This is a genomic window from Burkholderia sp. BCC1972, from assembly GCF_905339605.1.
In the GTDB taxonomy this organism is placed as follows: Bacteria; Pseudomonadota; Gammaproteobacteria; order Burkholderiales; family Burkholderiaceae; genus Burkholderia.
Genome location: NZ_CAJPGH010000001.1, coordinates 465,448 through 492,327 on the forward strand (window position 1 = coordinate 465,448; position 26,880 = coordinate 492,327).

At 70.4% G+C, this 26,880-nt stretch carries 12 protein-coding genes; 7 read left to right on the forward strand and 5 right to left on the reverse strand.

Features of this window, described 5'->3' with window-relative positions; genetic code table 11:
* Window positions 1-57: 57 nt before the first annotated feature.
* Window positions 58-12,768 (reverse strand): autotransporter-associated beta strand repeat-containing protein, encoded by a 12,711-nt coding sequence (locus tag U5798_RS02135; RefSeq protein ID WP_322081012.1) that lies wholly within the window; start codon window positions 12,766-12,768, stop codon window positions 58-60.
* Window positions 12,769-13,499: 731 nt separating this feature from the next.
* Here U5798_RS02135 and U5798_RS02140 point away from each other — a divergent pair.
* Together U5798_RS02140 and U5798_RS02145 are read left to right on the forward strand one after the other, a co-directional pair.
* Window positions 13,500-13,958, forward strand: coding sequence for a (2Fe-2S)-binding protein (locus tag U5798_RS02140; protein WP_322081013.1), 459 nt, complete (start codon window positions 13,500-13,502; stop codon window positions 13,956-13,958).
* Between the two features lie 21 nt (window positions 13,959-13,979).
* Window positions 13,980-16,472: a xanthine dehydrogenase family protein molybdopterin-binding subunit gene (locus U5798_RS02145; RefSeq protein WP_322081014.1), complete on the forward strand. Its 2,493-nt coding sequence runs from the start codon at window positions 13,980-13,982 to the stop codon at window positions 16,470-16,472.
* A gap of 81 nt (window positions 16,473-16,553) precedes the next feature.
* Here U5798_RS02145 and U5798_RS02150 read toward each other — a convergent pair whose 3' ends face one another.
* Window positions 16,554-17,579, reverse strand: coding sequence for an AraC family transcriptional regulator (locus U5798_RS02150; RefSeq protein WP_322081015.1), 1,026 nt, complete (start codon window positions 17,577-17,579; stop codon window positions 16,554-16,556).
* 351 nt (window positions 17,580-17,930) lie between these two features.
* Between U5798_RS02150 and U5798_RS02155 the strand changes: the two genes are divergently transcribed.
* The 5 genes from U5798_RS02155 (at window position 17,931) to U5798_RS02175 (ending at window position 22,836) form a co-directional block, all read left to right on the forward strand.
* Complete coding sequence (locus tag U5798_RS02155; RefSeq protein WP_322081016.1) at window positions 17,931-19,178, forward strand: dienelactone hydrolase family protein; 1,248 nt, start codon at window positions 17,931-17,933, stop codon at window positions 19,176-19,178.
* Window positions 19,179-19,218: 40 nt separating this feature from the next.
* The gene (locus U5798_RS02160; protein WP_322081017.1) at window positions 19,219-20,007 is read left to right on the forward strand and encodes an SDR family oxidoreductase; all 789 of its coding nucleotides are present in this window, start codon (window positions 19,219-19,221) and stop codon (window positions 20,005-20,007) included.
* A gap of 64 nt (window positions 20,008-20,071) precedes the next feature.
* Window positions 20,072-21,310: a styrene monooxygenase/indole monooxygenase family protein gene (locus U5798_RS02165; RefSeq protein ID WP_322081018.1), complete on the forward strand. Its 1,239-nt coding sequence runs from the start codon at window positions 20,072-20,074 to the stop codon at window positions 21,308-21,310.
* Window positions 21,311-21,315: 5 nt separating this feature from the next.
* Window positions 21,316-21,843, forward strand: coding sequence for a flavin reductase family protein (locus U5798_RS02170; protein WP_322081019.1), 528 nt, complete (start codon window positions 21,316-21,318; stop codon window positions 21,841-21,843).
* A 36-nt stretch (window positions 21,844-21,879) separates the two neighbouring features.
* Window positions 21,880-22,836, forward strand: a complete 957-nt coding sequence (locus U5798_RS02175) for a transporter (protein WP_322081020.1) — start codon at window positions 21,880-21,882, stop codon at window positions 22,834-22,836.
* A gap of 28 nt (window positions 22,837-22,864) precedes the next feature.
* Here U5798_RS02175 and U5798_RS02180 read toward each other — a convergent pair whose 3' ends face one another.
* The 3 genes from U5798_RS02180 to U5798_RS02190 are packed head-to-tail and all read right to left on the reverse strand — an operon-like array spanning window position 22,865 to window position 26,879.
* The gene (locus U5798_RS02180) at window positions 22,865-24,805 is read right to left on the reverse strand and encodes a cation-translocating P-type ATPase (protein WP_322081021.1); all 1,941 of its coding nucleotides are present in this window, start codon (window positions 24,803-24,805) and stop codon (window positions 22,865-22,867) included.
* Entirely contained in the window at window positions 24,802-25,845 is a 1,044-nt protein-coding gene (locus tag U5798_RS02185; RefSeq protein ID WP_322081022.1) for a protease modulator HflK, read from the reverse strand. Before U5798_RS02185 ends, U5798_RS02180 begins: the two co-directional genes overlap by 4 nt.
* On the reverse strand, window positions 25,842-26,879 hold the full coding sequence (locus U5798_RS02190; protein ID WP_322081023.1) for a protease modulator HflC: 1,038 nt from the start codon (window positions 26,877-26,879) through the stop codon (window positions 25,842-25,844). The genes U5798_RS02185 and U5798_RS02190 overlap by 4 nt, the downstream gene beginning before the upstream one ends.
* Window position 26,880 lies beyond the last annotated feature (1 nt).

Here is a 26,880-nt window from a genome sequence, read left to right on the forward strand (position 1 = left end):
ACCATCGACCAACGATCGATCGGCCGCTCACGCCCCCCATCGCGAGCGGCCACCCCCTTAGAACTTCCACAACAGATTGCCGTACAGCGCGTGATCGCTGATGTGGCCGCCGAGCTGGCCGCTGTACGACAGGCCGAGCGACAGGTTCTTCGTCACGGCCGCATCGACGCCGACCTCGAGCACGGCCGCATCGCGTGCGATCGGCACGCCGACCACGCTGAACGGCGACCCGCCACTCGCGAACGACAGCGTCGACGCCGGCTGCGTATTGCCGAATGCATGCCGCCAGCCGACCGTGCCGAAGGCCGTGACCTTGCCCTTCGTCGTGACCGCGAGGTCCGTCGAGGCCCGCACGCCGAATGTCGAGAAGCCGAGGCCCGTCGTGTCGGAATCGCCCTGCAGGGCAGCCGCGCCGCCGTTCTCCTTGAAACCGCCGGTGTGCAGGCTCGCATACGCGAGCCCGACAAACGGTTCGAGCGCGATGTTGCGGAACGCCGTCGAGTAGCCGATCTCGGTGAACACCTGCGTCGCGTTCGCGTCGTAGCTGGCCGTGTCGTGATCGGCGAAACTGCCGAACGACGGATTGCGCTCGCTATGCACGCGGTACCACGACTGCGACACGCCACCGCGCACGTTCCACGCGTCGTACCGGCCGCTGGCGTACAGCGCGATCGTCTCGCCGTTGACCTTCGCCGACTCGTTCTGGTCGGTATTGAGCTGGCTGCGCGATGCACCGCCCGCGATACCGACGCGCCAGTGGCTGCTGACTTCCGCATCCGTCCCGACGACGAAGCCGTACAGGTTGCGATCGATCGAAGCGACGCTATCGCCGTCGAACCGGCTATGCGAGCCGTACAGCCGGCCCCACACCGCCGGCTTGTACGACCTGGCGGGCGTGCAGCCGTTCTCCGCGGCCATGCGCCGGTCAAGCGCCGCCGCGTGATCGTCCGCCGACACCGGCGCCTCGCATCCGCACAGCGCCCCGCCCGGCTGCGAACCGAGCCGCGCACGATCGAGCACCGCGTCGCGCACGTAGCGGCTATCCGACAGCAGCACGCTTCGCGTACTCGGATACAGATCGCCGGCGAGCTGCGTGAATGCGCGGTTCGCGGTCTTCGAATCCGACGTCAGCACCGTATCGAACAGCGGATTGCCGGCGCCGAGCGTGCCGACCGCGCCCGCCGCCGCTCGCCCGTCGGGCGTCGTCGCAACCGACGCGAACGGCGTGCCGTTCGGGGCCAGCGACATCAGCACCTGCGCCGGGTTGTACGTGAGCGTCGGCGTGAGGAACGCATAGGTCGAGTTCACCGCGCTGAACTGCCCTTGCACGCCCGCGCCGGCATTCACGATGGTGTAGAGCTTGCCCGGCTGGTATTGCCCGGCCGCCGCGACGACCTGTACCGACCCGCCGTTGAGCGTGGCGGAGCCGGTCACGTCGAGGCCGCCGCTCTGCTGCGGCGTGGCGCCGACCTGCAGCGTCGAACCCGGCTGGAACGTCGCGTTGCCCGCGACCTTCAGCGTCTGCCCAGGCTGGAGGACCGATGCGGTGCCGCCGCCCGACACGGCCAGGCCGCCGATCGTGCCCGTGCCCGTGACGGTCGCGCCGCTGCCGACGGTCACCGGCGAGCCGGCCAGCGAACCCGTGACGGCGAGCGTGCCGCCGGTCACGGTCGTCGGCCCGGACAGCGTGTTGGTCCCGCTCAGCACCTGCGCACCCGTGCCGGCCAGCGTCAGCGGGCCGGTACCCGACAGCGTGCCCGCGAACGAGCTGGTGCCCGCGGTATTGACCGTCAGCGGCGTGCTGCCGAGATTCACGTTCGAGCCCGTCGTACCCGACAGCGTGCCGATCGACTGCGGCACGGCCGCAGCCGTCAGGTTCAGCGTCGCGCCGCTGCCCGCGAGCATCACCGGGCTCGTCGGCGCGAGGCTGCCTGCGCCGGCGAGCGCGAGCATGCTGCCGCTGCCGATCGTCGTGCTGCCGGTATAGGTGTTGGCGCCGGTCAGCGTCTGCGTGCCGCCGCCCTGCACCGCGAAGCCGCCGGTGCCCGCGATCGTGCCGCCGAAGGAGCCGCCCGTCGGTCCGGCCACGGTCAGCGTGTTGCCGCCGAGATTCACGGTCGAACCGGCGGCGCCCGACAGCGCGCTCGCCGCCTGCGGCGTCCTGGCCGCGCCGACATCGAGCGTCGCGCCGTTGCCGGCCAGCGTCAGTGCGCTGCCCGCCGACAGGCTGCCGTTGCCGCCGACCGCCAGCGTGCTGCCGTTGCCGATCGTCGTGCCGCCCGTGTACGAGTTCGCACCGCTGAGGGTCGTCGTAGACGGGCCGCTCACCGCCAGGTTGCCGCCGCCCGAGATCGCGCCGCTCAACCCGAGGTTGTTGGCGCCGCCGACCGTCAGCGTCGAGCCCGTGCCGAGGTTCACCGCATTGCCGAGCGTCGTGCCCGCGACGCTGGTGCCGAGCGTGCCGCCGTTGCCGCCGACGCTCAGCGTGCCGCTGCCGAGCGCGGTCGGCGTGCCGGCGACCAGCGTGCCGCCGCCGGTGACGCTCGTGCCGCCGGTGTAGGTGTTCGCACCCGACAGCATCGTCGTCGCCGGGCCGGCGATCGACAGATTGCCGTTGCCGGAAATCGCACCGGTCAGGCCGAGGCTGTTCGGGCCGCCCACCGTCAGCGTCGAACCCGTCCCGAGGTTCACCGCATTGGCCAGCGTCGTGCCCGGCGTGCCGGCCGCCAGCGTGCCGCCTGCGCCGCCCGCGTTCAGCGCGCCGGTACCGAGCGCCGTGTTGCTGCCCGCGACCAGCGTGCCGCCACCGGTCAGGTTCGTGCCGCCCGAATACGTGTTCGGACCGGTCAGCGTCTCGGTGCCCGTGCCGCCCAGCGTCAGGCTGCCGCCCGTGCCGGCGATCGTGCCGCCGAACGTGCCGCTGCCCGACCCGCCGAGCGTCAGGTTGTTCGCACCGAGGTTCACCGTCGAACCGGTCACGCCCGACAGCGCGGTCGTCGTTTGCGGCGTCGTCGCCCCGCTGACGTCGAAGGTTGCGCCCGCACCGGCGAGGTTCAGCGGGCTGCTGCCGGAGAGGCTGCCGCCCGCGCCGATCGCGAGCGTGCCGCTGTTGATCGTCGTCGCGCCGGTGTACGTGTTGGCCCCCGTCAGCGTTTGCGTGCCGCTGCCCGACAACGTCAAGCCGCCCGTGCCGGCGACGGTGCCGCCGTACGTGCCGTTACCGGAACCACCCAGCGTCAGCGTGTTGCTGCCCAGATTCACGGTCGAACCCGACACGCCCGACACCGCGCCCGTGGTCTGCGGCGTCGTCGCAGCGCTCAGGTCCAGCGTGGCGCCCGTCCCGGACAAATCGACCGCGCTGCCCGCCGACAGGCTGCCGCCCGCGCCGACCGCCAGCGTGCTGCCGTTGCCGATCGTCGTGCTGCCGGTGTACGAGCTGGCGCCCGTGAGCGTCGTCGTCGACGGACCATTCACCGCGAGGTTGCCGCTGCCGCCGATCGCGCCGCCCAGGCCCAGATTGTTCGCACCGCCAACGGTGAGCGTCGACCCCGCGCCGAGATTGATCGTGTTGGTCAGCGTCGTGCCGGCCACGCTGGTCCCGAGCGTGCCGCCCGCGCCGCTGGTGTTCAACGCGCCGGTGCCGAGCGCCGAACCGTTGCCGGCGAGCAGCATGCCGCCGCCGCTCAGGGTCGTGCCGCCCGTGTACGTGTTCGTCCCGTTCAGCGTTTCGGTGCCCGTGCCCGCCAGCGTCAGGCTGCCGCCCGTGCCGGCGATCGTGCCGCCGTACGTGCCGCTGCCGGAACCGCCGAGCGTCAGCGCGTTGCCGCCGAGGTTCACCGTCGAACCCGACACGCCCGACAACGCGCCGGTCGACTGCGGCGTCGTGGCGCTGCTCAGATCGAGCGTTGCCCCTGCGCCGGCCAGATTGACCGCGCTGCCGCCCGACAGGCTGCCGCCCGCGCCGACCGCCAGCGTGCTGCCGTTGCCGATCGTCGTGTTGCCGGTGTACGCGCTCGCGCCGGTCAGCGTCGTCGTCGACGGACCGTTCACCGCGAGATTGCCGCTGCCGGTGATCGCGCCGCCGAGGCCGAGGTTGTTCGCGCCGCCGACCGTCAGCGTCGAGCCTGCGCCGAGATTCATCGCGTTGCCGAGCGTCGTGCCGGCCACGCTGGTGCCGAGCGTGCCGCCTGCGCCGCTCGTGTTCAACGCGCCGGTGCCGAGCGCCGCGCCGTTGCCGGCGATCAGCGTGCCGCCGCCCGTCAGGCTCGTACCACCCGTATAGGTGTTGATGCCCGTCAACGTTTCGGTGCCCGTGCCCGCCAGCGTGAGGCTGCCGCCCGCGCCCGCGATCGTGCCGTCGTACGTGCCGCTACCCGTGCCGCCGAGCGTCAGGCTGTTGCCGCCGAGGTTCACCGTCGAACCCGCGACGCCCGACAGCGTGCCGGTCGTCTGCGGCGTGGTCGCGCCGCTCAGGTCGAAGGTTGCGCCCGCACCCGTCAGGCTCACCGGCGTCGTCCCCGACAGGCTGCCGCCCGCGCCGATCGCGAGCGTGCCGCTGTTGATCGTCGTCGCCCCCGTATAGGAGTTCGCGCCCGTCAGCGTTTCGGTGCCCGTGCCGTTCATCGTCACGCCACCGGTGCCGGCGATGTTGCCCGCATAGGTGCCGCTGCTCGTGCCGCCGAGCGTCAGGTTGTTGTTGCCCAGGTTCACCGTCGAGCCGGCCACGCCCGAGATCGCGCCGGTCGATTGCGGCGACGACGCGCCGCTCAGGTCGAGCGTCGCGCCCGACGCCGTCAGGCTGACCGGGCTGCTCGACGACAGGCTGCCGTTGCCGCTGATCGCCAGCGTGCCGCTGTTGATCGTCGTCGCGCCGGTATACGTGTTGGTCCCCGTCAGCGTTTCGGTGCCGGTGCCCGACAGCGTCAACCCGCCCGTGCCGCCGATCACGCCCCCGTATGTGCCGCTGCCTGCGCCGCCGAGCGTGAGCGTATTGCCGCCCAGGTTGACGTTCGTGCCCGCGCCGCCGGACAGCGCGCCCGTCGTCTGCGCGGAGGTGGCCGCGCTCAGGTCGAGCGTGGCGCCGGTGCCGGCGAGGTCGATCGCGCTGCCGCCCGACAGGCTGCCGCCCGCGCCGACCGCCAGCGTGCTGCCGTTGCCGATCGTCGTGCTGCCGGTGTACGAGCTGGCACCCGTGAGCGTCGTCGTCGACGGGCCGTTCACAGCGAGGTTGCCGCTGCCCGAGATTCCGCCGCCCAGGCCCAGGTTGTTCGCACCGCCAACTGTCAGCGTCGAACCCGCGCCGAGATTCACGGCGTTGCCGAGCGTCGTGCCGGGCGTGCCCGCGGCCAGCGTGCCGCCTGCGCCGCTCGTGTTCAGCGCGCCCGTGCCGAGCGCCGAGCCGCTGCCCGCGATCAATGTGCCGCCGCCCGTCAGGCTCGTACCACCCGTATAGGTGTTGTTGCCCGTCAGCGTTTCGGTACCGGTGCCCGACAACGTCAGGCTGCCGCCCGTACCGGCGATCGTGCCGCCGTACGTGCCGTTGCCCGTGCCGCCGAGCGTCAGGTTGTTGCCGCCGAGGTTCACCGTCGAACCGGCGACGCCCGACAGCGTGCCCGTCGTCTGCGGCGTGGTCGCGCCGCTGACGTCGAAGGTTGCGCCCGCACCGGCCAGATTCACCGGGCTGCTGGCCGACAGGCTGCCGCCTGCGCCAATCGCCAGCGTGCCGCTGTTGATCGTCGTCGCGCCGGTGTACGTGTTGGTGCCCGTCAGCGTTTCCGTGCCGGTGCCCGACAGCGTCAGGCCACCCGTGCCGCCGACCGTTCCGCCGAACGTGCCGTTGCCCGACCCGCCGAGCGTCAGCGTATTTCCGCCGAGATTCACCGCCGAACCCGCTGCGCCCGACAGCGTGCCGGTCGTCTGCGGCGACGTGGCCGCGCTCACGTCCAGCGTCGAGCCCGCGCCGGCCAGGTTGATCGCGCTGCCGCCCGACAGGCTGCCGCCCGCGCCGACCGCCAGCGTGCTGCCGTTGCCGATCGTCGTGTTGCCGGTGTACGTCCCGGCGCCGGTCAGCGTCGTCGTCGACGGGCCGTTCACCGCGAGGTTGCCGCTGCCCGAGATCGCGCCGCCGAGGCCCAGATTGTTCGCACCGCCAACCGTCAGCGTCGAACCCGTACCGAGATCGATCGCGTTGGTCAGCGTCGTACCGGCCACGCTCGTACCGAGCGTGCCGCCCGCGCCGCTGGTATGCAGTGCGCCTGTGCCGAGCGCGGAACCGCTGCCTGCGAGCAACGTGCCGCCGCCGCTCAGGGTCGTGCCGCCCGTGTACGTGTTGTTGCCCATCAGCGTTTCGGTACCCGTGCCCGACAACGTGAGGCTGCCGCCCGTGCCGGCAATCGTGCCGCCGTACGTGCCGTTGCCGGCACCGCCGAGCGTCAGGTTGTTGCCGCCGAGGTTCACCGTCGAACCGGCCACGCCCGACAGCGTGCCCGTCGTCTGCGGCGTGGTCGCGCCGCTGACGTCGAAGGTTGCGCCTGCACCGGCCAGATTCACCGGGCTGCTGCCCGACAGGCTGCCGCCCGCGCCGATCGCGAGCGTGCCGCTGTTGATCGTCGTCGCGCCCGTGTACGTGTTGGTCCCCGTCAGCGTTTCCGTGCCCGTACCGGACATCGTCAGCCCGCCGGTGCCGCCGATCGTCCCCGCGTAGCTGCCGTTGCCCGTGCCGGCCAGCGTCAGCGTGTTGCCGCCGAGATTCACGTTCGTGCCCGCTACGCCGGACAACATCCCGCTCGTTTGCGGCGTGGTCGCCGCGCTGATGTCGAGCTTCGCGCCCGTGCCCGCGAGGTCGAGCGCGCTGCCCGCCGACAGGCTGCCGCCCGCGCCGACCGCCAGCGTGCTGCCGCCGCCGATCGTCGTATTGCCGGTATAGGTGTTCACGCCCGTGAGCGTCGTCGTCGATGGGCCGCTGACCGACAGACCGCCGCTGCCCGAGATCGCGCCACCCAGCCCGAGATCGTTCGCACCCCCAACGGTCAGCGTCGACCCTGCACCGAGATTCACCGCATTGCCGAGCGTCGTGCCGCCGACGTTCGTGCCGAGCGAACCGCCCGCGCCCGTCACGTTCAGTGCGCCGGAGCCCAGTGCGGTGCCGTTGCCGGCAATGAGCCCGCCGCCACTCAGCGTGGTGCCGCCGCCATAGGTGTTCGTGCCCGTGAGCGTCGTCGTGCCCGTGCCAGTCTGTGCAAGCCCGCCGCTGCCGGAAATCGTGCCGCTCAGGCCGAGATCGTTCGCGCCGTTCAGCCCGAGCGTCGCGCCCGCGCCGAGCGTGACCGCATTGCCGAGCGTCGTGCCGCTCACGCTCGCGTTCAGCGTGCCGTTGCCGGTCACGTTCAATGCCCCGGAGCCGAGCGCGGTGTTGCTGCCGACGCTCAGCCCGCCGCTGTTCAGCGTCGTTCCGCCGCCGTACGTGTTCGCGCCGCCGAGCGTGGTCGTGCCCGTGCCGGACTGCACCACGCCGCCTGCACCGGAAATGACGCCGTTCAGGCCGAAGTCGAACGCGCCGCCGAGATTCAGCGACGAACCGGCGCCCAGGCCGATGGCATTCGCCAGCAGCAGGTTGGCGGTGCTCGCGCTGACTGTCCCGCCGGCGCCGGTGACGCTGAGCGCGCCCGTGCCGAGCGCCGTGTTGCTGCCGATCGACAGGCCGCCGGCACTCAGCGTCGTGCCGCCTGTGTAGGTGTTCGCGCCGGTGAGCGTAGTCGTTCCGCTGCCGGTTTGCGCGAGACCGCCGCCGCCGGCGATGACGCCGCCGAGGCCCAGGTCGTTCGTGCCGCCGAGCGTCAGTGCCGAACCGGTGCCGAGATTCACCGTGTTGTTCAGCGTCGTGCCGGCGATGCTCGTGCCGAGCGAGCCGCCTGCGCCGGCGACGTTCAACGCGCCCGTGCCGAGTGCCGCACCGTTGCCGGCGAGCAGCGTGCCGCCACCGGTGAGGTTCGTGCCGCCCGTATACGTGTTGGCCCCGTTCAGCGTTTCGGTGCCCGTGCCCGACAGCGTGAGGCTGCCGCCTGCCCCCGCGAGCGTGCCGCCGAACGTGCCGCTGCCGGCACCGCCCAGCGTCAGGCCGTTGCCGCCGAGGTTCACCGTCGAACCGGCCACGCCCGACAGCGTGCCGATCGCCTGCGGCAACCCTGCACCGCTCAGGTCGAAGGTCGCGCCGGCGCCGCCCAGATTCACTGCGCCGCTGGCTGCGAGGCTGCCGCCGGCGCCGATCGCCAGCGTGCCGCCGTTGATCGTCGTGCCGCCCGTGTACGTATTCGCGCCGGTCAGCGTCTCCGTGCCGGTGCCTGCCAGCGTCAGCCCGCCGGCCCCGCCGATCGTGCCGCCGAACGTGCCGCTGCCGGAACCGCCGAGCGTCAACGTATTGCCGCCGAGATTCACCGTCGAGCCGGCGGTACCGACCAGCCCGCCCGTCGTCTGCGGCGACGTGGCCGCGCTCAGGTCGAGCGTCGCGCCCGCGCCGGCCAGATCGAACAGGCTGCCGCCCGACAGGCTCCCGCCCGCGCCGACCGCCAGCGTGCTGCCGATGCCGATCGTCGTGCCGCCGGTGTACGACCCGGCGCCGGTCAGCGTCGTTGTCGACGGGCCGCTCACCGCGAGATTGCCGCCGCCCGAAATCGCGCCGCCGAGACCGATGTTGTTCGCGCCGCCGACCGTCAACGTCGCGCCCGTGCCGAGATTCACCGCGTTGCCGAGCACCGTGCCGCCGACGCTCGTGCCGAGCGAGCCGCCCGCGCCGGCGACGTTCAACGCGCCCGTGCCGAGCGCCGAGGCGTTGCCGGCGATGAGCCCGCCGCCGCTCAGTGTCGTGCCGCCGGTAAACGTGTTCGCGCCGAGCAGCGTCGTCGTGCCGCTGCCGGTTTGCGCAAGGCCGCCGTTGCCGGAAATCACGCCGCCCAGGCTCAGATCGGCCGCGCCGTTCAGGCCGAGCGTCGCGCCCGCACCGAGGTTCACCGCGTTGCCGAGCACCGTACCGGCGACGTTCGTGGCAAGCTTGCCGCCCGTGCCCGCGACGCTCAGCGCGCCCGTGCCGAGCGCCGCGCCATTGCCGGCGATCAGCCCGCCGCCGCTCAGTGTGGTGCCGCCCGAGAACGTGTTCGCCCCGAGCAGCGTCGTCGTGCCGGCTCCGGTTTGCGCGAGGCTGCCGGTTCCGGCGATCGTGCCGCTCAGGCCGAGATCGTTCGCGCCGTTCAGCCCCAGCGTGACACCGGCACCGAGATTGACCGCGTTGCCGAGCGTCACGCCCGGCACGCTCGCGCCGAGCGACGCCGAGCCGTTGACATCGAGTGCGCCCAGGCCGAGCGCCGCGCCGCTGCCGACGACCAGGCTGCCGCCCGTCAGCGCGGTGCCGCCCGCATACGTGTTGTTGCCGGTCAGCGCCTGCGAACCGGTGCCGGACAGCGTCAGCCCGCCCGCACCGCCGATGTTGCCGGCGAAGACGCCGCTGCCGCTGCCCGCCAGCGTCAGGTGATTCGAACCGAGATCGATCGCCGAACCCGCGACACCCGACAGCGTGCCGATCGACTGCGGCGTGGTCGCACCGGCGATGTTGAACTGCGCCCCGGCGCCGGTCAGGTTGACCGGGCTCGACGCGGCGAGGCTGCCGCCTGCGCCGATCGCGAGCGTGCCGCTGCCGATCGTGGTGCCGCCGGTGAACGTCTCGGCCGCGGTGAGCGTCGTCGTGCCCGGGCCGTTCACGGACAAGCCGCCGGTACCGGAAATGATCCCGCCCAGCCCGAGATCGTTCGCACCCCCAACCGTCAGGGCCGCGCCCGCGCCGAGCTGGATCGCGTTGCCGAGTACCGTGCCGCCGACGGTCGTGCCGAGCGAGCCGCCCGCGCCGGTCACGTTCAGCGCGCCCGTACCCAGCGCGGCGCCGTTGCCCGCGAGGATGCCGCCGCCGCTCAGCGTCGTGCCGCCCGAGAACGTGTTCGTCCCGGTCAACGTCGTGATACCCGAGCCGATTTGCGCGAGCCCGCCGTTACCGGCAATCGTGCCGCTCAGGCCGAGATCGTTCGCGCCAGTCAACGCGAGCGTCGCGCCCGCGTTCAGGTTCACCGCGTTGCCCAGCGCGATGCCGTTCACGCTCGCGCCGAGCGCGCCGCCCGTACCGGCGACATTCAGCGCGCCGCTGCCCAGCGCCGAGTTGTTGCCTGCGAGCAGCGTGCCGGCGCTCAGCGTCGTGCCGCCGCCGAAGGAGTTCGCGCCGGACAGCGTCGTCGTCCCGGTGCCGCTCAGCACGAGACCGCCGCTGCCGCCGATCGCGCCGCTCAGACCGAGGTCGTGCGCGCCGTTCAGCGTGAGCGCCGCGCCGTTCAGGTTGATCGTGTTCGCCAGTGTCGCACCGGCGGCCAGATCCGCGCTCAGCGACCCGCCCAGGCCGCTCACGTTCAAAGCGCCGCCGATGCCGAGCGCCGTGCCGCCTTCGACGATCAGGCTGCCGCCACCCGTCAGGCTCGCGCCGCCGGTGAAGGTGTTCGCGCCGGACAGCGTCGTGGCGCCGGTACCGCCGAGCGCGAGGCCGCCTGCCCCGGAAATCACGCCGCTCAGGCCCAGATCGGCCGCGCCGTTCAGGCCGAGCGTCGCGCCCGCACCGAGGTTCACGGTATTGTCGAGCACCGTGCCGCTGACATTCGTGGCCAGCGAGCCGCCCGCGCCGGTCACGTTCAGTGCGCCCGTGCCCAATGCCACGACGTTGCCGGCGATGAGGCCGCCGCCGCTCATCACCGTGCCGCCCGTGAAGGTGTTCGGGCCGAGCAGCGTCGTCGTGCCGGCCCCGGTTTGCGCCAGTTGGCCGTTCCCGCCGATCGCGCCGCGCAGGCTCAGGTCGGCCGAGCCGTTCAGGCCGAGCGTGGCGCCCGCGCCCAGGTTCACCAGATTGTCGAGCACGGTGCCGCCGACGCTTGTCGCGAGCGTGCCGCCCGTGCCGGACACGCTCAGCGCGCCCGTGCCGAGCGCCGCGCCATTGCCGGCGATCAACCCGCCGCCGCTCAGTGCGGTGCCGCCCGAGAACGTGTTCACGCCGAGCAGCGTCGTCGTGCCCGTGCCGCTTTGCGCGAGGCCGCCGTTACCGGCGATCGATCCGCCGAGGCTCAGGCCTGCCGCACCGTTCAGGCCCAGCGTGGCCCCTGCATCGAGATTCACCGCATTGCCGAGCACCATGCCGGTCGCATTCGCCGCAAGCGAGCCGCCCGCACCGGTCACGTGCAGCGCGCCGGTGCCGAGCGCCGAACCGTTGCCCGCGATCAGGCCGCCGCCGCTCAGCGCCGTGCCGCCGGTGAACGTGTTCGCGCCGAACAGCGTCGTCGCCCCCGTCCCGGTTTGCGCAAGGCCGCCATTGCCTGCGATCGTGCCGATCAGGCCGAGATTGGCCGAACCGTTCAGGCCCAGCGTCACGCCGGTATCGAGATTCACCGCATTGCCGAGTAGCGTGCCGCTGACGCTGGTGCCAAGCGTGCCGCCCGCGCCGCTCACGTGCAGCGCGCCCGTGCCGAGCGCCACGCCGGTGCCGACGACGAGCCCGCCGCCGCCCGACAGGTTCGTCCCCCCCGTGAACGCATTGGCGCCGTTGAGTGTCAGCGTGCCGGTGCCGCTCGCGTTCAGCGCGCCGCTGCCGCTGATCGAGCCCGACAGCGCGAGACCGGTCGCACCGTCGACCGTCAGGCCCGCGCCGAGCGTCACGTTGTTGAGGAGATTCACGCCGGCCGTGCCTGCCTCGAGCGTGCCCCCGCCACCGACGATCGTGCCCGTGCCCAGCGCGCCGGTGCCGTTGACGATCGCGGTGCCGCCGGTCAGCGACGCGTTCGATGCGCTCGACGCGCCGGTGATGTTCCAGGTGCCGCCCTGCACCGCGAGATTCGTGAAATTGCCGTACGTATCGACCGCAATGGTGCCGCTCGTGGGGCTGCCGGTCGCGGTGTTCTGCTGCAGATTGAGCGTGTTGTTGCCGCCCAGGCCCGCATCGACACCGAGCCCGACCGATGACCCGGTCATCGCGTTGAACGTGTTGGCCGTGCCGAGCGCCGCGCCCAGCGACACGTTGCCCGTCACGGTTCCGCCGTTGGTAAACGTATTGCCGGTGCCGGCCAGGGTGCTGGGCGCAAGCACGATGGAGCCGTTGATCGCGCCGCCGCTCACGTTCGTGAAGTTGACTTGCGCGCCCCCCGACGTGGTGACGACCTGCGCCGTAGGCCCGGCGGAAAAGCCGAGCAGCCCCGTCGTGCCGATCGTGCCGGCATTCGTGATGTTCGTCGTGCCGCCCGTGCCGTTGTATACGGTCAATGCCGGGCCGTTCAGCAGCGAACTCGTCGAACCCATCATCACGCCCGTGCTCGCGTTCGTGACGTTGACGGTGCTCGCCGATGCGATATTGCCGACGACGGTGCCGTTCGATACGAAACTCAGGCCGGACAACGCCGGGTCGATTCTGCCGCTGTTGGTCAGCGTGACGCCGCTGCCCGTCAGCGACAACGCGGTGCCGCCGATCAGCGGCACCACGGACACGGTCGCGCCGGGCGCAACGGTCAGGTTGAGATTGTTCGTGCCGTTCGAATAGGTGGTGTTGGCCCCGGTACAGGTGATGGTCGTCGTTCCAGTGCAGGCGGCCAATGCATCGACGGGAACGATCCCCGCGCCGACCAGCGCGACCAGCATGCCGGTCGGGACAAGGAGTTTCGGACGTGCTTCCGCGCGCTTTTTATTCGAACCCGTACGCATGATCACACCTTCCCATAAGAAAATCGACGACACCGGGCCTCGCCACGGCACATCAGAATGCCGGGCGTGAATACCGGAATGCGTTATTCGATGCTTTTGAAAAATACCGTCCCGTCGCCGGTCAGAAACTGATCGGCTTGATTGAAGGAAAACGGAAATTAATTGGCGAGAATTACGTGATCGGCATATTTTACTTTTAAGCCCCCTTGCCCGGTAAATCTCTCCCTGATAGGAAGATGCTGTTTTTTAAAATGAAAGGCATTACCCCGGCGACCGCGGGTCATGGTGCGTCTGTCTATACAGGCCGCTCGGCATGCGTGCCGAATCGATGTCCACACGGGGCCCGCTTTCACGACGATCGAGCACCGATTCCGGACCGGCCGAAAAACCGTGTGCCAGTCGCTCCGGGTATCGATTCGTCAGCGCCTGTCGTTCGATCCACATGTCTCCAGGGGTGATCGCGAGTCAAATATAGGCCTGACTCGCAAACGTTTTCCATGGGTCCGACACGCTTTTGTCAAATATCAACATTCTTTCGTTTGCATTAATTCCTTCGAGTTCATGATGAAGGTGATTCACTTTAAATAAATCGCGAAAATCATTAAGAAAGGCAAAAAATTAAAATTCGCCCATGCAGAATTTTTCAGGAATCTGCTTTAATTGATTCAGATCCGCTGCATTGCCTTTCTGCTTCGCGGGCAATAACGAGGTGTCCAAGGGAGACTTTCACGATGGTGACGCTGAATATCAACAACCGGCCGGCCGAGATCGACGCCGATCCGTCGACACCGGTGCTCTGGGTACTGCGCGACAACCTCGGCCTGACCGGCACCAAGTTCGGATGCGGCACCGGCGACTGCGGCGCCTGCACCGTTCATGTCGACGGGCAGCCGGCCCGAAGCTGCACGCTGGCGCTGTCGGCAGTCGGGAGTGCGCGCATCACGACGTCCGAACATCTCGCCGACGATGCGGTCGGCAAGGCCGTCCTCGCCGCGTGGATCCGGCACGACGTCGCCCAATGCGGCTACTGCCAGAGCGGCCAGATGATGAGCGCGGCCGGCCTGCTGCACGGCAACAAGGCGCCGACCGATGCCGACATCGATCGCGCGATGGCCGGCAACCTGTGCCGTTGCGCAACCTACCAGCGCATTCGTGCCGCGATTCACGACGCGGCCCACGCGCTTGCCTGAGCCTGCCGGGAGACATCGACCATGCGTATCCGCACTTTCGGGCGCCCGGCAAGCGCCGACACCGCTCACCGCGACGCGCTGCCCGTCACCGGAGCCGATGCCCCGATGCCCGGCCGGCGCGGCTTCCTGAAGCTCACGATCGCAGCGGGCGGCTGTCTCGCGCTGGGGATCGCGCCGACGCGAGTCCGGGCCGAAGCCGGCACGGCCCTCCGGACCTCCCCTCCTCAAGCATTCCTGATCATTGCGCCGGACAACACCGTAACGGTCGCCGTCAACCGGACGGAATCCGGCCAGGGCGTCAGCACCGCGCTGCCGATGGCGCTGGCCGACGAACTCGATGCCGACTGGCGCAACGTGCGCACCGTGCTCGCGCCGGCCGGCGAGCCGTACAAGGATCCGGTGACGGGCATCCAGATGACGGCCGGCTCGACGTCGGTCAATCATTCGTTCGCGCAATACCGCGAACTCGGCGCGTCCGCTCGCGCGATGCTCGTCGCCGCCGCCGCGCAGCGCTGGAACGTCGATCCCGCCACGTGCCGGACGGCGAACGGTGTCGTGACGTCCGGCAGCTACCGCGCGACGTACGGCGAACTCGCACCAGCCGCGATGGCGATGCCGGTACCGCAGCAGGTGCCGTTGAAGTCGCCGGACCAGTTCCGCATCATCGGCAAGCCGACACCGCGCCTCGATTCACGCGCGATGCTCGATGGCACGCTCAAGTACGGGATGGACTGGCGCCTGCCGGACACGATGGTGGCCGTGGTCGCGCGCCCGCCGCGCTTCGGCGGCAAGGTCGCGAGCTACGATGCAGCGGCGGCGCGGGCCGTCAAGGGCGTGGTCGAGGTCGTCGAGATCCCGACCGATCGCGGCGGCACCGGCGTCGCGGTCATCGCCGAGGGCTACTGGCCGGCCAAGCTCGGCCGCGATGCGTTGAAGGTCACATGGAAGGACGCCGGCTCGACCGTCACGTCCGCCGAACAGATGCAGGCGTACAAGCAGCTCGCCGGCACGCCGGGCACCGTGGTGCGCACGGCCGACGCCGGCAGCGCGCCGCCGGCTGCCACGCGAATTCGGAAGGATTACGAATTTCCGTATCTCGCGCACGCGGCGATGGAACCGCTCAGCTGCACGGTCGACGTCGGCCCGGCGAGCTGCGCGTGCGGGATCAAGATCTGGGGCGGCTCGTCGCTGCAGACGACCGACCGCGCGGCGGTCGCGAAGGCGCTCGGCGTCGCGCCGGAGAAAGTCCAGATCTTCACGCTGACGTCGGGCGGCGACTATGGCCGGCGCTCGACGCCGACGTCGGACTACGTGGTCGAAGCCGCCCACGTATCGGCCGCCTATCTCGCGGCCGGCCACCTCGGCCCGGTCAAGACGATCTGGACGCGCGAGGACGATCTGCGCGGCGGCTATTACCGCCCGATGGTGCTGCACCGTGTCGACATCGGCGTGGACGGCAGCGGCGCCGTGCGCGACTGGCAGCATGTGGTCGTCGGCCAGTCCGTGCTGAAGGGCGCGCCGCTCGAGCGCACGACGATGCTCAAGCGCGGCACCGATCCCGGCCTGACCGAAGGCGTGGCGAACAGCCCGTACGGCTTCCCGATGCAGGTATCGGTCCATCAGACCGACGCCGACGTGCCGGTCCAGTCGTGGCGCTCGGGCGGCCACACGCATACGGCGTTCGTGATGGAAACGCTGGTCGACGAACTCGCGCACTCGGCGCGGCAGGATCCGGTCGCCTACCGGATGGCGCGGCTGGCCGGGCCCGAGCATACGCCCCATCGCCAGGCGCTCGCGCTGGCCGTCGACAAGTCGGGCTACGGCACGCGCACGCTGCCGGCCGGGCACGCGTGGGGCGTCGCGATGCACGAAACGGCCGGCTCGGTCGTCGCGTACGTGACGGAAGTGTCGATCGACGCGCAGCAGCCGCGCGTGCATCGCGTGACGGCCGGCGTGTATGCGGGCCGCATCGTCAACCCGACCGGCGCGGAAGCGCAGATCCAGGGCGGCGCGCTGTTCGGCCTCGCGACGACGAAGCCGGGCTTCGCGATCGACATCGACCACGGCGCGGTCCGCAACGCCGGTTTCGCCGACTATCCGCCCGTGCGCATGCAGGAAGCGCCGCCGGTGGATGTGTTCTTCGTTCCGTCGGATGCCCAGCCGACCGGCTTGAGCGACGCCGGCGTGCCGCCGATCGCGCCGGCGGTGGCCAACGGTGCGTTCGTCCTGACCGGCGAGCGGCTGCATGCGTTGCCGTTCGCGCCGATGCTGGTCGCAGCGGCCGCCCCCGCGATGTCGCCGGCCCCCGCAGCCGCTGCCGACGAGGATCCGTACGGCGACCTGCCGGCCGGCGGCTGCCGGATTCCGCACAAGGTCAAGCGGGCCGCGTTGAAGCCCAGGGCCGACCAGAGCCACGCAGGCGTCGGCCAGGCGAGCGCGGTGCCGAAATTCCTGCGGCCGAAACGGCGCGCCGGCATCCCGTGCATCGATGATCTGAAGAAAGGCACGGTGTGACGTAGACGATCCGGCAAGCGTCGGCCGCCGGCACGGGCCGGCAACCATCGCCACGGCGGGCACGATGTCCCGCCGTGGCGTTCACCCCCGCCCGCGCCGCATCCTCAGCGTCGCCGACGGCGATTCGCCGAACGCCCGCTTGTACTCGATCGCGAACCGCCCGAGGTGCGCGAAACCCCATTTCAGCGCGACATCCGTCACCGACGCGAGCCCCGGCGTGTCGTCGGCCAGCAATTCCTCGCGCACATGTTGCAGCCGCAACTGCCGCACGAAGCCCATCGGCGTGATCCCGTGACGATTGCGAAAACCGGCGAACAGCGTACTCGGGCTGACGCCGGCGAGTTCGGCAAGCCGTTCGATCGTCAGCGGCTCGTCGAGATGCGCGCGGATGTATTCCTCGACGCGCCGCACGTAGAACGGCGCGAGCGCCACCGGCAAGTGCCGCGTGCCGTTGCGCGCGCTGTTCGGGTGGCCGTGCAGCAGCAGGTTGAGCAGCGTCGATTCGAGCTGCTCGAATGCGAGCGGATGGCGCAGCGGATGCGCATCCGTCGAGATCGCGCCGGCGAGGACCGGCAACAGCTGCGCCAGACACGTCCCTTGCGGCGACGACAGGCTGAACGCCGGCTCGAATTCGACCGGCACACGCCGGTCATCGCCGAAATGCCGTTGCGCATGCCGCTCCATCACTTCGCGCTCGATGCGCAGGATCACCTGCGGGCATGCATCGCCCCACTGCATCTTCAGCGGCAGCGTCGGCGAGATCAGCGACGCGGTGCCGGGCGACGACACGAAGCGCGTCGAGCCGCATTCGATCTCGGCGTCGCCGCGCAGCGGGATCTGCAACAGGAAGAAGTGTTCGAGCGGCCCCGGCTCGATGCTGACGCCGCCGCCGTAATCGAGCAGGTTCAGCGACAGGTTGCCCCAGCGCGCGTGATGCATGCAGCTGTGCAGCGCGCGCGATTCGCCGGTCGGCGTCAGGCGGTGCGGCTTGAACACGTCGGCAACGCGCGCGCGCACCTCGTCGACGTCGTTCGACTCCAGCAGCAGCGTGTCGTGATTGAAACAGGCGGCGTCGGCCAGCCAGCCGGTTTCGGAAAATTGCGCCATCGAAGTTCTCCCGTCATGCTCGATCGCACTCGCGCCGTGCATGCGTTCCCGGTATTGGGGAATCCTCTGCACGATCCGGACAGCGCCCGGAGTATCCGGACAGTCTGCCCCTCAAAACACGCAAGTCCCGCGCAAACGACGCAAGAAGCGGACCGTTCGCGCATCGTAGAAAACTGTGCGGGCCTTCCGCATCCGCACATACCCGCAGTCAGCCGCGCGCCTGCCCACGCGCGGCGGCCGGTGCAACAGGTTTCCGGAATTCGCGGATACCGGCCGAAGAAAGCGGATAGAAGCGTGCTTTTCGGCTGCCAATACTGGGCCCGTCAAGAGATGAACCGACTGGAGGGACACATGAAAGGACGTCACATCGAGATTCCGTCGCCGGACGGCGGCGCGTTCCGCGCGTACCTGAGCACGCCGGCCGGCGGCACGGGGCCGGGCATCGTGCTCTGTCACGAGATCTTCGGCGCAAACGCGACGATGCGCGAAACGGCCGACTACTACGCGGAGGAAGGCTATACGGTGCTCGTGCCCGACCTGTTCTGGCGTCAGTCGCCGGGAGTCGAGCTGGGCTATACGGCCGCCGATTCCGAGCGCGCGATGGCCCTTTATCGCGAATACGACGAGGACAAGGGCGTCGAGGACGTCCGCGTCGCGCTGAACGCGCTCAGGCAGCGGCCGGAATGCACGGGCGAAGCCGGCGTGCTCGGCTACTGCCTCGGCGGCAAGCTCGCGTATCTCGCCGCGTGCCGGCTGCCGGACGTGGCCGCGGCGGTCAGCTACTACGGCGTCGGCATCGAGCACGCGCTGGACGAGGCGGCCCACTTGCGCGGGCGGCTCGTGCTGCAGATCGCGGGGCAGGACCGCTTCTGCCCGCCCGACGCGCAGCAGCGCATCGCCGACGCGCTGACCGCGCGCGACGGCGTCGAGGTATACGTGTATCCGGGCGTCGATCACGCATTCGCCCGCGCCGGCGGCGATCATTTCGACAAGGCCGCCGCGATCATGGCGCACCAGCGCGCGATCGCCGCATTCCGCGCCGCGCTCGGCCCGCACTACGACCTGTCCGCACTGTGGGAAACCCATCTGAAGCACGAATTCGACACGCGCAACGTCGACGCGACGATGGCCACGATGGTCGCCGAGCCGTACGTCAACCATATTCCGACGCTGACGGGCGGCGTCGGCCACGACGAGCTGAAGCGCTTCTATACGCATCACTTCGTGCATGCGAACCCGCCCGACACGACGATCACGCCGATCTCGCGCACGATCGGTGCGAGCCAGATCGTCGACGAGCTGCTGTTCTGCTTCACGCACACCACCGAGATCGACTGGATGCTGCCGGGCGTCGCGCCGACCGGCAAGCGGGTCGAGATCCCGCTCGTCGCGATCGTCAAGTTTCGCGGCGACAAGCTCTATCACGAGCATATCTACTGGGACCAGGCGAGCGTGCTCGTGCAGGTCGGCCTGCTCGAGCCGGCCGGGCTGCCGGTAGCCGGCGTCGAAACGGCCCGCAAGCTGCTCGACGAAACCGTGCCGTCGAACGGCCTGATGCGCCGCTGGCACGACAGCAAGCCGTCGACGGGTGCGCGCTGACGCGCCCCTTCCCTCACTCAACGATTCCGGGAGACACCCCATGACCGCCCTTGCAGGCAAAGTCGCGATCGTCACCGGCGGCGCCACGCTGATCGGCGCCGCGGTCGCGCAGGACCTGATCCGCGCCGGCGCGCACGTCGCGATCCTCGATCTCGATGCGCAGAACGGCGCAAGCGTGGCCGATTCGCTCGGCGAACGTGCGCTGTTCGTCGCGCTCGACATCACCGACGACCGCGCGATCGAGCGCGCGATCGCGGCGATCGTCGACCGCTTCGCTGCGATCGACGTGCTCGTCAACCTCGCGTGCAGCTACGTCGACAACGGCATCCACGCAACCCGCAACGACTGGCTCGCCGCGATGGACGTCAACGTCGTGTCGGCCGCGATGCTCGCGAAGGCCGTGCATCCGCACATGGCGCGGCGCGGCGGCGGCGCGATCGTGAACTTCAGCTCGATCTCCGCGCAGTGCGCGCAAACCGGCCGCTGGCTGTATCCGACGTCCAAGGCCGCGATCCGCCAGCTCACGCGCAGCATGGCGATGGATCTCGCGCCCGATCGCATTCGCGTCAACTCGGTGTCGCCGGGGTGGACGTGGTCGCGCGTGATGGACGAGATGACGCACGGCGACCGCGCGAAGACCGATCGCGTCGCCGCGCCGTTCCACCTGCTCGGCCGCGTCGGCGATCCGTCCGAGGTCGCGCAGGTCGTGACGTTCCTGTGCAGCGACGCTGCGAGCTTCGTGACCGGCGCCGATTACGCAGTGGACGGCGGCTACGCCGCGATGGGCCCCGAACAGGCGCTGCCGGCCATTCCGCGTCTGGCGGAGTGACCGCTTCGCGTCGCCCCTTCACGCAATCATTCCGGCCGCCACGCGGCCAACCAAGGACATTTCCATGAGACGCATCGCTATCGTCGGCGCCGGCCAGTCCGGCCTGCAACTCGCCTTCGCCCTGCTCGACCAGGGCTATCACGTCACGCTCTCGACCAACCGCGACGCGGAGCAGATCCGCACGGGCAAGGTCATGTCGAGCCAGTGCATGTTCCATACCGCGCTGCAGATCGAGCGCGACCTCGGCCTGAATGCGTGGGAGGAAGCGTGCCCGTCCGTCGAGGGGATCGGCGTCGCGGTGCCGCATCCGGACGGCAACGGCCGCAAGGCGATCGACTGGTCGTCGCGGCTGACGCGCTATGCGCAATCGGTCGATCAGCGCGTGAAGATGGCCGACTGGCTCGACGGCGTCCGGCGCCGCGGCGCGGACGTGCGCATCGGCGATGTCGGCGTACCCGAGCTCGAGGAACTGGCGCGCAGTCACGATCTCGTGCTGCTCGCGGCCGGCAAGGGCGACATCGTCAACCTGCTCGGCCGCGACGACGCGCGCAGCGCGTTCGACCGCCCGCAACGCGCGCTGGCGCTCACCTACGTGAAGGGCATGACGCCGAGCCAGCCGTATTCGCGCGTGCGCTTCAACCTGCTGCCCGGCATCGGCGAATACTTCGTGTTCCCCGCGCTGACCACGACGGGCCCGTGCGAAATCATGGTGTTCGAAGGCATTCCGGGCGGCCCGCTCGACTGCTGGGCCGACGTGAAGACGCCCGAGCAGCATCTGGACCGCAGCCTGTCGTTCCTGCGGCAATACGTGCCGTGGGAATTCGAGCGCTGCCGCGACGTCGAGCTGACCGATTCGAACGGCACGCTGGCCGGGCGCTTCGCGCCGACGGTGCGCAAGCCGTTCTTCCGGTTGCCGTCGGGCCGCACGGTGTTCGGGATGGCCGATGCGGTGGTCGTCAACGATCCGATCACGGGCCAGGGATCGAACAACGCCGCGAAGTGCGCGAAGGCGTATTTCGACGCGATCGTCGCGCGCGATACCGCGCCCTTCGGCGAAGACTGGATGCAGCAGACGTTCGAAGGCTACTGGGCCTACGCGCAGCATGTGGTGCGCTGGACCAACTCGCTGCTCACGCCGCCGCCGCCGCACATCCTCGAACTGCTCGGCGCGGCCGGCCAGCTGCCGTCGCTCGCCGCGGCGATCGTCGACGGCTTCGACGATCCGCGCCGCTTCTCGCCGTGGTGGTTCGAGCCGTCGGCCTGCGCGGCGATGATCCGCGAACACAGCGTGCGAGCGGCGTGACCGACATGGAAACGATCATGACCGACCGTCCTGCCATCGACCCGATGCAATTGCGTGCCGCATTCGGGCAGTTCCCGACCGGCGTCACCGTGATCACCACCTGCGCGGCCGACGGTCGCAAGGTGGGCCTCACCGCCAATTCGTTCTCGTCGCTGTCGCTCGACCCGCCGCTCGTGCTGTGGAGTCTTCGCAAGGTCGCGCCGAGCCGGCCGGATTTCATCGCGGCCACCCACTTCGCGATCAACATCCTCGCGCACGACCAGATCGACCTGTCGCGCCGCTTCGCGACGCCCAGCGCCGACAAGTTCGACGGCGTGCTGCACGTCGAATCGGATCGCGGCGGCGTGCCGTGCCTCGACGGCGCAAGCGCGCGCTTCGTGTGCCGCAACGTCGGTCACTACGAAGGCGGCGATCACCTGCTCTTCATCGGCGAGATCGAGCAGTTCGACACCTACGGCAAGGCGCCGCTCGTGTTCCATGCCGGCCAGTATCGTGCGATCGCCGATCATCCCGATCTTTTACGTGCCATTTGATTAGTTATACAGACAAATAACCAGGAGGTGGTGAACATGAAACTCGGCTCTCGCCTGCTCGTCGTCGCAGGCTTCGCGCTCGCCGGCATCGCCGGAAGCGCGCCGGCCCATGCGGCCGACCTGCCGCCGGTCAACCTCGGCATGACCAGTTTCCTCGACGGGATGCCACCGGCCGGCTCCGGCTGGTACGGCACGCAGTACCTGCAGTACTACACGGCCGGCCGCGTCAACGACAACGCGGGCAACAAGGTCGGGCTGCCGAAGCAGGACATCGACCTGTTCGCGGGGCTGAGCCAGCTCGTCTATCAGTCGCCGCTGACGTTCGCGGGCATGCATCCGGGCCTCGACGTGATCCTGCCGTGGATCGCGTCCGCGCGGACCGACGACGGCATCGGCAACGTCGCGCTGAATGCGCGCGCCGGGTTCGGCGACCTGTTGATCGGCCCGTTCATCCAGTTCGACCCGGTGATGGGCGCGCAGGGCCCGCGCTTCGCGCAGCGCGTGGAATTCCAGTTCATCGCGCCGACCGGCGCGTACGATCCGTCGCGCGCGATCAATCCGGGCAGTCATTTCTGGTCGTTCGACCCGTACTGGGCGGCGACGCTGTGGCTCACGCCGAAATGGACCGTGTCGTGGCGGCTGCACTATCTGTGGAACGCGACCAACCATCGGCCGGCCACGTCGCTCGGCCCCGACGTGACGTCGACGCAGGCCGGCCAGGCGATCCACGTGAACTTCGCGACCGAGTACGAAGTGCGCCCGGGCCTGCGCCTGGGGCTCAACGGCTACTGGCTGCGCCAGACCACCGACATGAAGGAGAACGGGCAGGACGTGCCCGGCACGCGGGAGGCCGTGTTCGCGATCGGGCCGGGCGCCATGTATAGCTTCTCGCCGCACGACCACCTGTTGTTCAACACGTACTTCGAGACCCATGCGCGCAACCGGCCGCAGGGGACGCGGATGGTGCTGCGCTACGTTCATCACTTCCAGTGACGCGGCGGGGCCGGCGCGCCACGTTCGCTCAGGCCGCGTGAACGGGCTCGTCGATCCGCAGCAACCGGCCCGCGTTGGCGATCACAATGAACGTGCCGATGTTGTGCAGGATCGCGGCCCACACCGCGCCAAGCACACCGGTCGCGGCCAGCGCGATCACCGCGAGCGTCCATGCGAGCCCGATCGCCGCGTTGGTCGTCGCCGTGCGCCGGCAATGCCGGCCGAGGCGGATGCAGGTCGGAATCCGCTTCAGGTCGTCACCGAGCAGCACGACGTCGGCCGACGCGATCGCGATGTCGACACCGCGTTCGCCCATCGCAATGCTGGTCGAGCCGGCCTTGATCGCCAGCACGTCATTGAGCCCGTCGCCGACGACGAGCGGATGCAGGCCGGCGCCAATCTCGCGCATCACGTAATCGAGCTTGTCGTGCGGGAGCGCCTGCGCGACCACCGTATCGATGCCGGTCTCGGCGGCGACCTTGCGCGCGACGGGCTCGCGGTCGCCCGTCAGCAGCGTCTGGCGCGCGAGGCCGAGCGCACGCAGCTCCGCGAGCGCCTCGTGCGCGTCGGGCCGCAGCGTGTCGGCGAAACCGAACCACGCGAGCAGCCGCCCGTCGAGCACGAGGCCGACGAGCGGCCCGTCGAAACCGTCGGGCGGCGGCGGCAATGCGCCGGCATGATCGGCCAGCAGCGCGGGCCGGCCGAGTACGGCCGTGCCGTCCGGCGTATCGGCGACGACGCCGAGCCCGCGCAACTCCCGCGTGCGCTCGAACGGCGCAATGGCCGCGCTCACGAGGCCGGATGCGACGGCATCGCGTACGAGCGCACGGCTCGCCGGATGCGCGCTGCCCTCGCCGAGCCGGGCGGCCAGCGTACGCGCGTGCGTTCCGTCGACACCCGGTTGCAGCCACACCTGCCGGACCTGCAGTTCGCCGCGGGTGAGCGTGCCCGTCTTGTCGATCACGAGCGCGTCGACCTCGGCGATCTTGTCGAGGAACGCGGCATTGCGAAACAGGATCCCGTGCCGAGCACCGACGGCGATGCCGGCGATGGCCGTGGACGGCGCGGCGAGCACCAGCGCGCACGGGCACGCGGCCACGATCACCGCGAGCATCGCCGCTGCGTTCGCCGACGTGAACCACACGATCGCCGCGATCAGCAGCACGAGCGCGAGATACGCGCCCATGTGCCGCTCGAGCACCTGCGTGACGGGCGGCTTCGCCTGCTCCGCATGCTGCATCAGCGCGATGATCTTGCCGAGCGTCGAATCCTTGCCGGTGTGCGTGACCTCGATCCGCAACACGCCGTCGAGATTCAGCGCGCCGCCGTAGACGGTGCTGCCGGCGTCGACGTCGAGCGGCACGGATTCGCCGGTGATCGGTCCGTTGTCGACGCTCGACACACCGGCCGTCACGATGCCGTCGACCGGAATGCGCGCACCGGCGACCACCTCGATGCAGTCGCCCGCGTGCAGCGCGTCATACGCGACTTCGGCGACGCTGCCGTCGGCGCCGATGCGGCGCACGCGGCCGGCCGTCAAGCGGCCGAGCGCGCGGATCGCTTCCTGCGAGCCGAGCACGCTGCGCTCCTCGAGCGCATGGCCGAACGTCATCACGATCGGCAGCAGCGCGGCCGTCGTCATGTCGCCGATGGCCCACGCGGCCAGCATCGCGAGCGCGATCAGGCGGTCGGTCACGCCGTGCAGGCTCGGCGCGCGCAGGCTGTGCCACGCGCTCGCGAACACGGGCCCTGCGACGATCAGCGACGCGAGCGCGGCCAGCAGCTGCGCGAGCGTGTCGCCGCCGGGCGACAGCGCGCGCCACGCGAACGACAGCATCAGCAGCCCGCCTGCGAGCAGCGCCAGCGCGATCTGCCGCGTGATCGTGCGACGTTCGTCGGCGGACAGCGCGTAAGCCGTCGCCGACGGCGCGGGTTCCGGCGCGGCAGCCGGTTCGGCGAGCGTATTCATCGGGCGCTCCCGGGCAGGATCAGGTTCGAGGTGTCGTGCGGATCGATCGTCGTCACGCGCCCGGCTTTCGACAGCACACGCTGCACGCGATCGCGATAGAGCCGCGCCAGCAGCCCCGGATCGCCGTTCTCGCGCGCCGTCGCGTCGAGCTGCCGGATTTCCAGCGTGTCGGTCTGCGCGGTCGCGACGCGTTCGGTCGCGCGTGCCTGCGCGTCCTGGACGATCCGGTCGGCGTCCTGCTGCGCATCCTGCCGCCGCTGTTCGGCGGCGGTGCGTGCTTCGGCGATGGTCCGTTCGACGAGTTGCAGCGACGTCAGCACCGCGTTGAACGCATCGGCCGCCGCGCCGGGAAACGCCGGCTGCACGTCGACGCGGGCGACTTCGACGCCGAGCCCCGCGTGCGCCGCGTCCAGCGCGCGCAGGTGCCGTGCGACCGCGTCGGCGAGGTCGCCGCGCAGCCGTTCCCGGCGGGCCGCCATCTGCCGGTCCGCGGCCAGTTGCTCGGGGCGCGCGACCAGGATCGCATCGAGATCGCGGGTCGCCGCGACCTCGACGGCCGACGCGGACACGATCCGCTCGAGCGCGGCGTCGAGACGGTCCTGCTGCAGCACGTAGGCATACGGATCGCTGACCCGGTAATAGAGCACCGCGCTAAACGCGACGGCACCGCCATCGCCGGTCAGCACGTAGCCGGAACCGGCCAGCGCGTCGGGCAGCCGCGCGACGCCCTGCGCGGACGGCGCGAGCGCCCGCGGATCGCGATCGAGCGAGCGGATCCGCCGTTCGAGCACGCGCGCGGCGCCCGGCACGAGCAGGACCGATTCGAACGGCTGCGGCCACGCGATCACGAGCCCGGCGTCCTGCGTGCGCACGAGTGCGCCGAAGCGCATCACGACCGCGCGGCTGTCCGCCGGAATCCGCCGGATGTTCGAGCCGGCCCATGCGCACGCGGCCAGCACCGCGACCGCGGCGACGAACCAGAACGACAGGCGCACGGCCTGTGCGCCAGGCCCGAGCGGCGGGACAGGCGGTGCGCTCATCGGGCCGCCTTGCGCGGCTTCGACGCCGGCGCAGCCTGCGCCGCCGCATCGGCCGGGCCCTGCACGAGCACGCGGAACGGCGCGGCATCGGTGCGCAGGATCAGGTTCGTATTGGTGCCGACCACCGTGTTCAGCGTGTCGAGCGAGCGCAGCATCGTGTACAGGTGCGGGTTGCCCGCATAGCTCTTGCCGTAGATGTCGGCCGCGTCCTTGCGCGATTGCGCCTCGATGCCGGCCGCCTTGACGTTCGCATCGGCCAGCGCGATGCGCGCGTCGCGCTCGGCGTCCGAGCGAATCTGCGCGGCTTCGCGATTGCCGTCCGCGGTGCGCTGCGCGGCCACCGTTTCGCGTTCCGCGCTCATCCGCTCGACGGTCGCGGCGAGCGTGACGGCCGGCAGCGTGAGCCGCTCGAGCCCGACCTGGGCCACGCGCACGCCATAGGCCGCATAGAGCTGTGCGTCGATCTGCCGGCGCAGCGTGTCCTCGAATTCGCCGATCTTCACCTGGGACGGATCGGTGTTGACGAGCGACGCGAGGTCGTACCCGGCGGACGTCGTCTGCAGCGCGGAACCGACGAGCGAGCGAATCTGCCGCGCCGCTTCGTCCGGCTCGTTGCCGACCGCGCGCATGAAGCGCCCGATGTCGCGCGCATCGGCCGGCACGCGCCACGCGACGTACGCCTCGACGATGATGCGCAGCCCGTCGCGCGTGCCAACGTCCTGCAGGCCGCTCGACGTCGTGTGCAGGCGCAGGTCGACCGGCGTCACCGCGTCGATCGGTGCCGGCAGGCGCCACGCGAGCCCCGGTTCGAGCAGCACGCGCACCGGACGCCCGAAACGCGTGATCACCGAGGCCTCGCCGGCACGCACCTGCACGAAGCTCGCGACCGCGAGCGCGACGAGCACGCACAGCAGCGCGACGGCGACGCGCAGGCGGAAGGCGCCGGACGGCTGCGGTGTGCCGTGATGCGCATGGTGGTCGTGGCCATGGCCGTGGTGCGCATGGTCATGCGCGTGCGAATGAAACAGACTCACG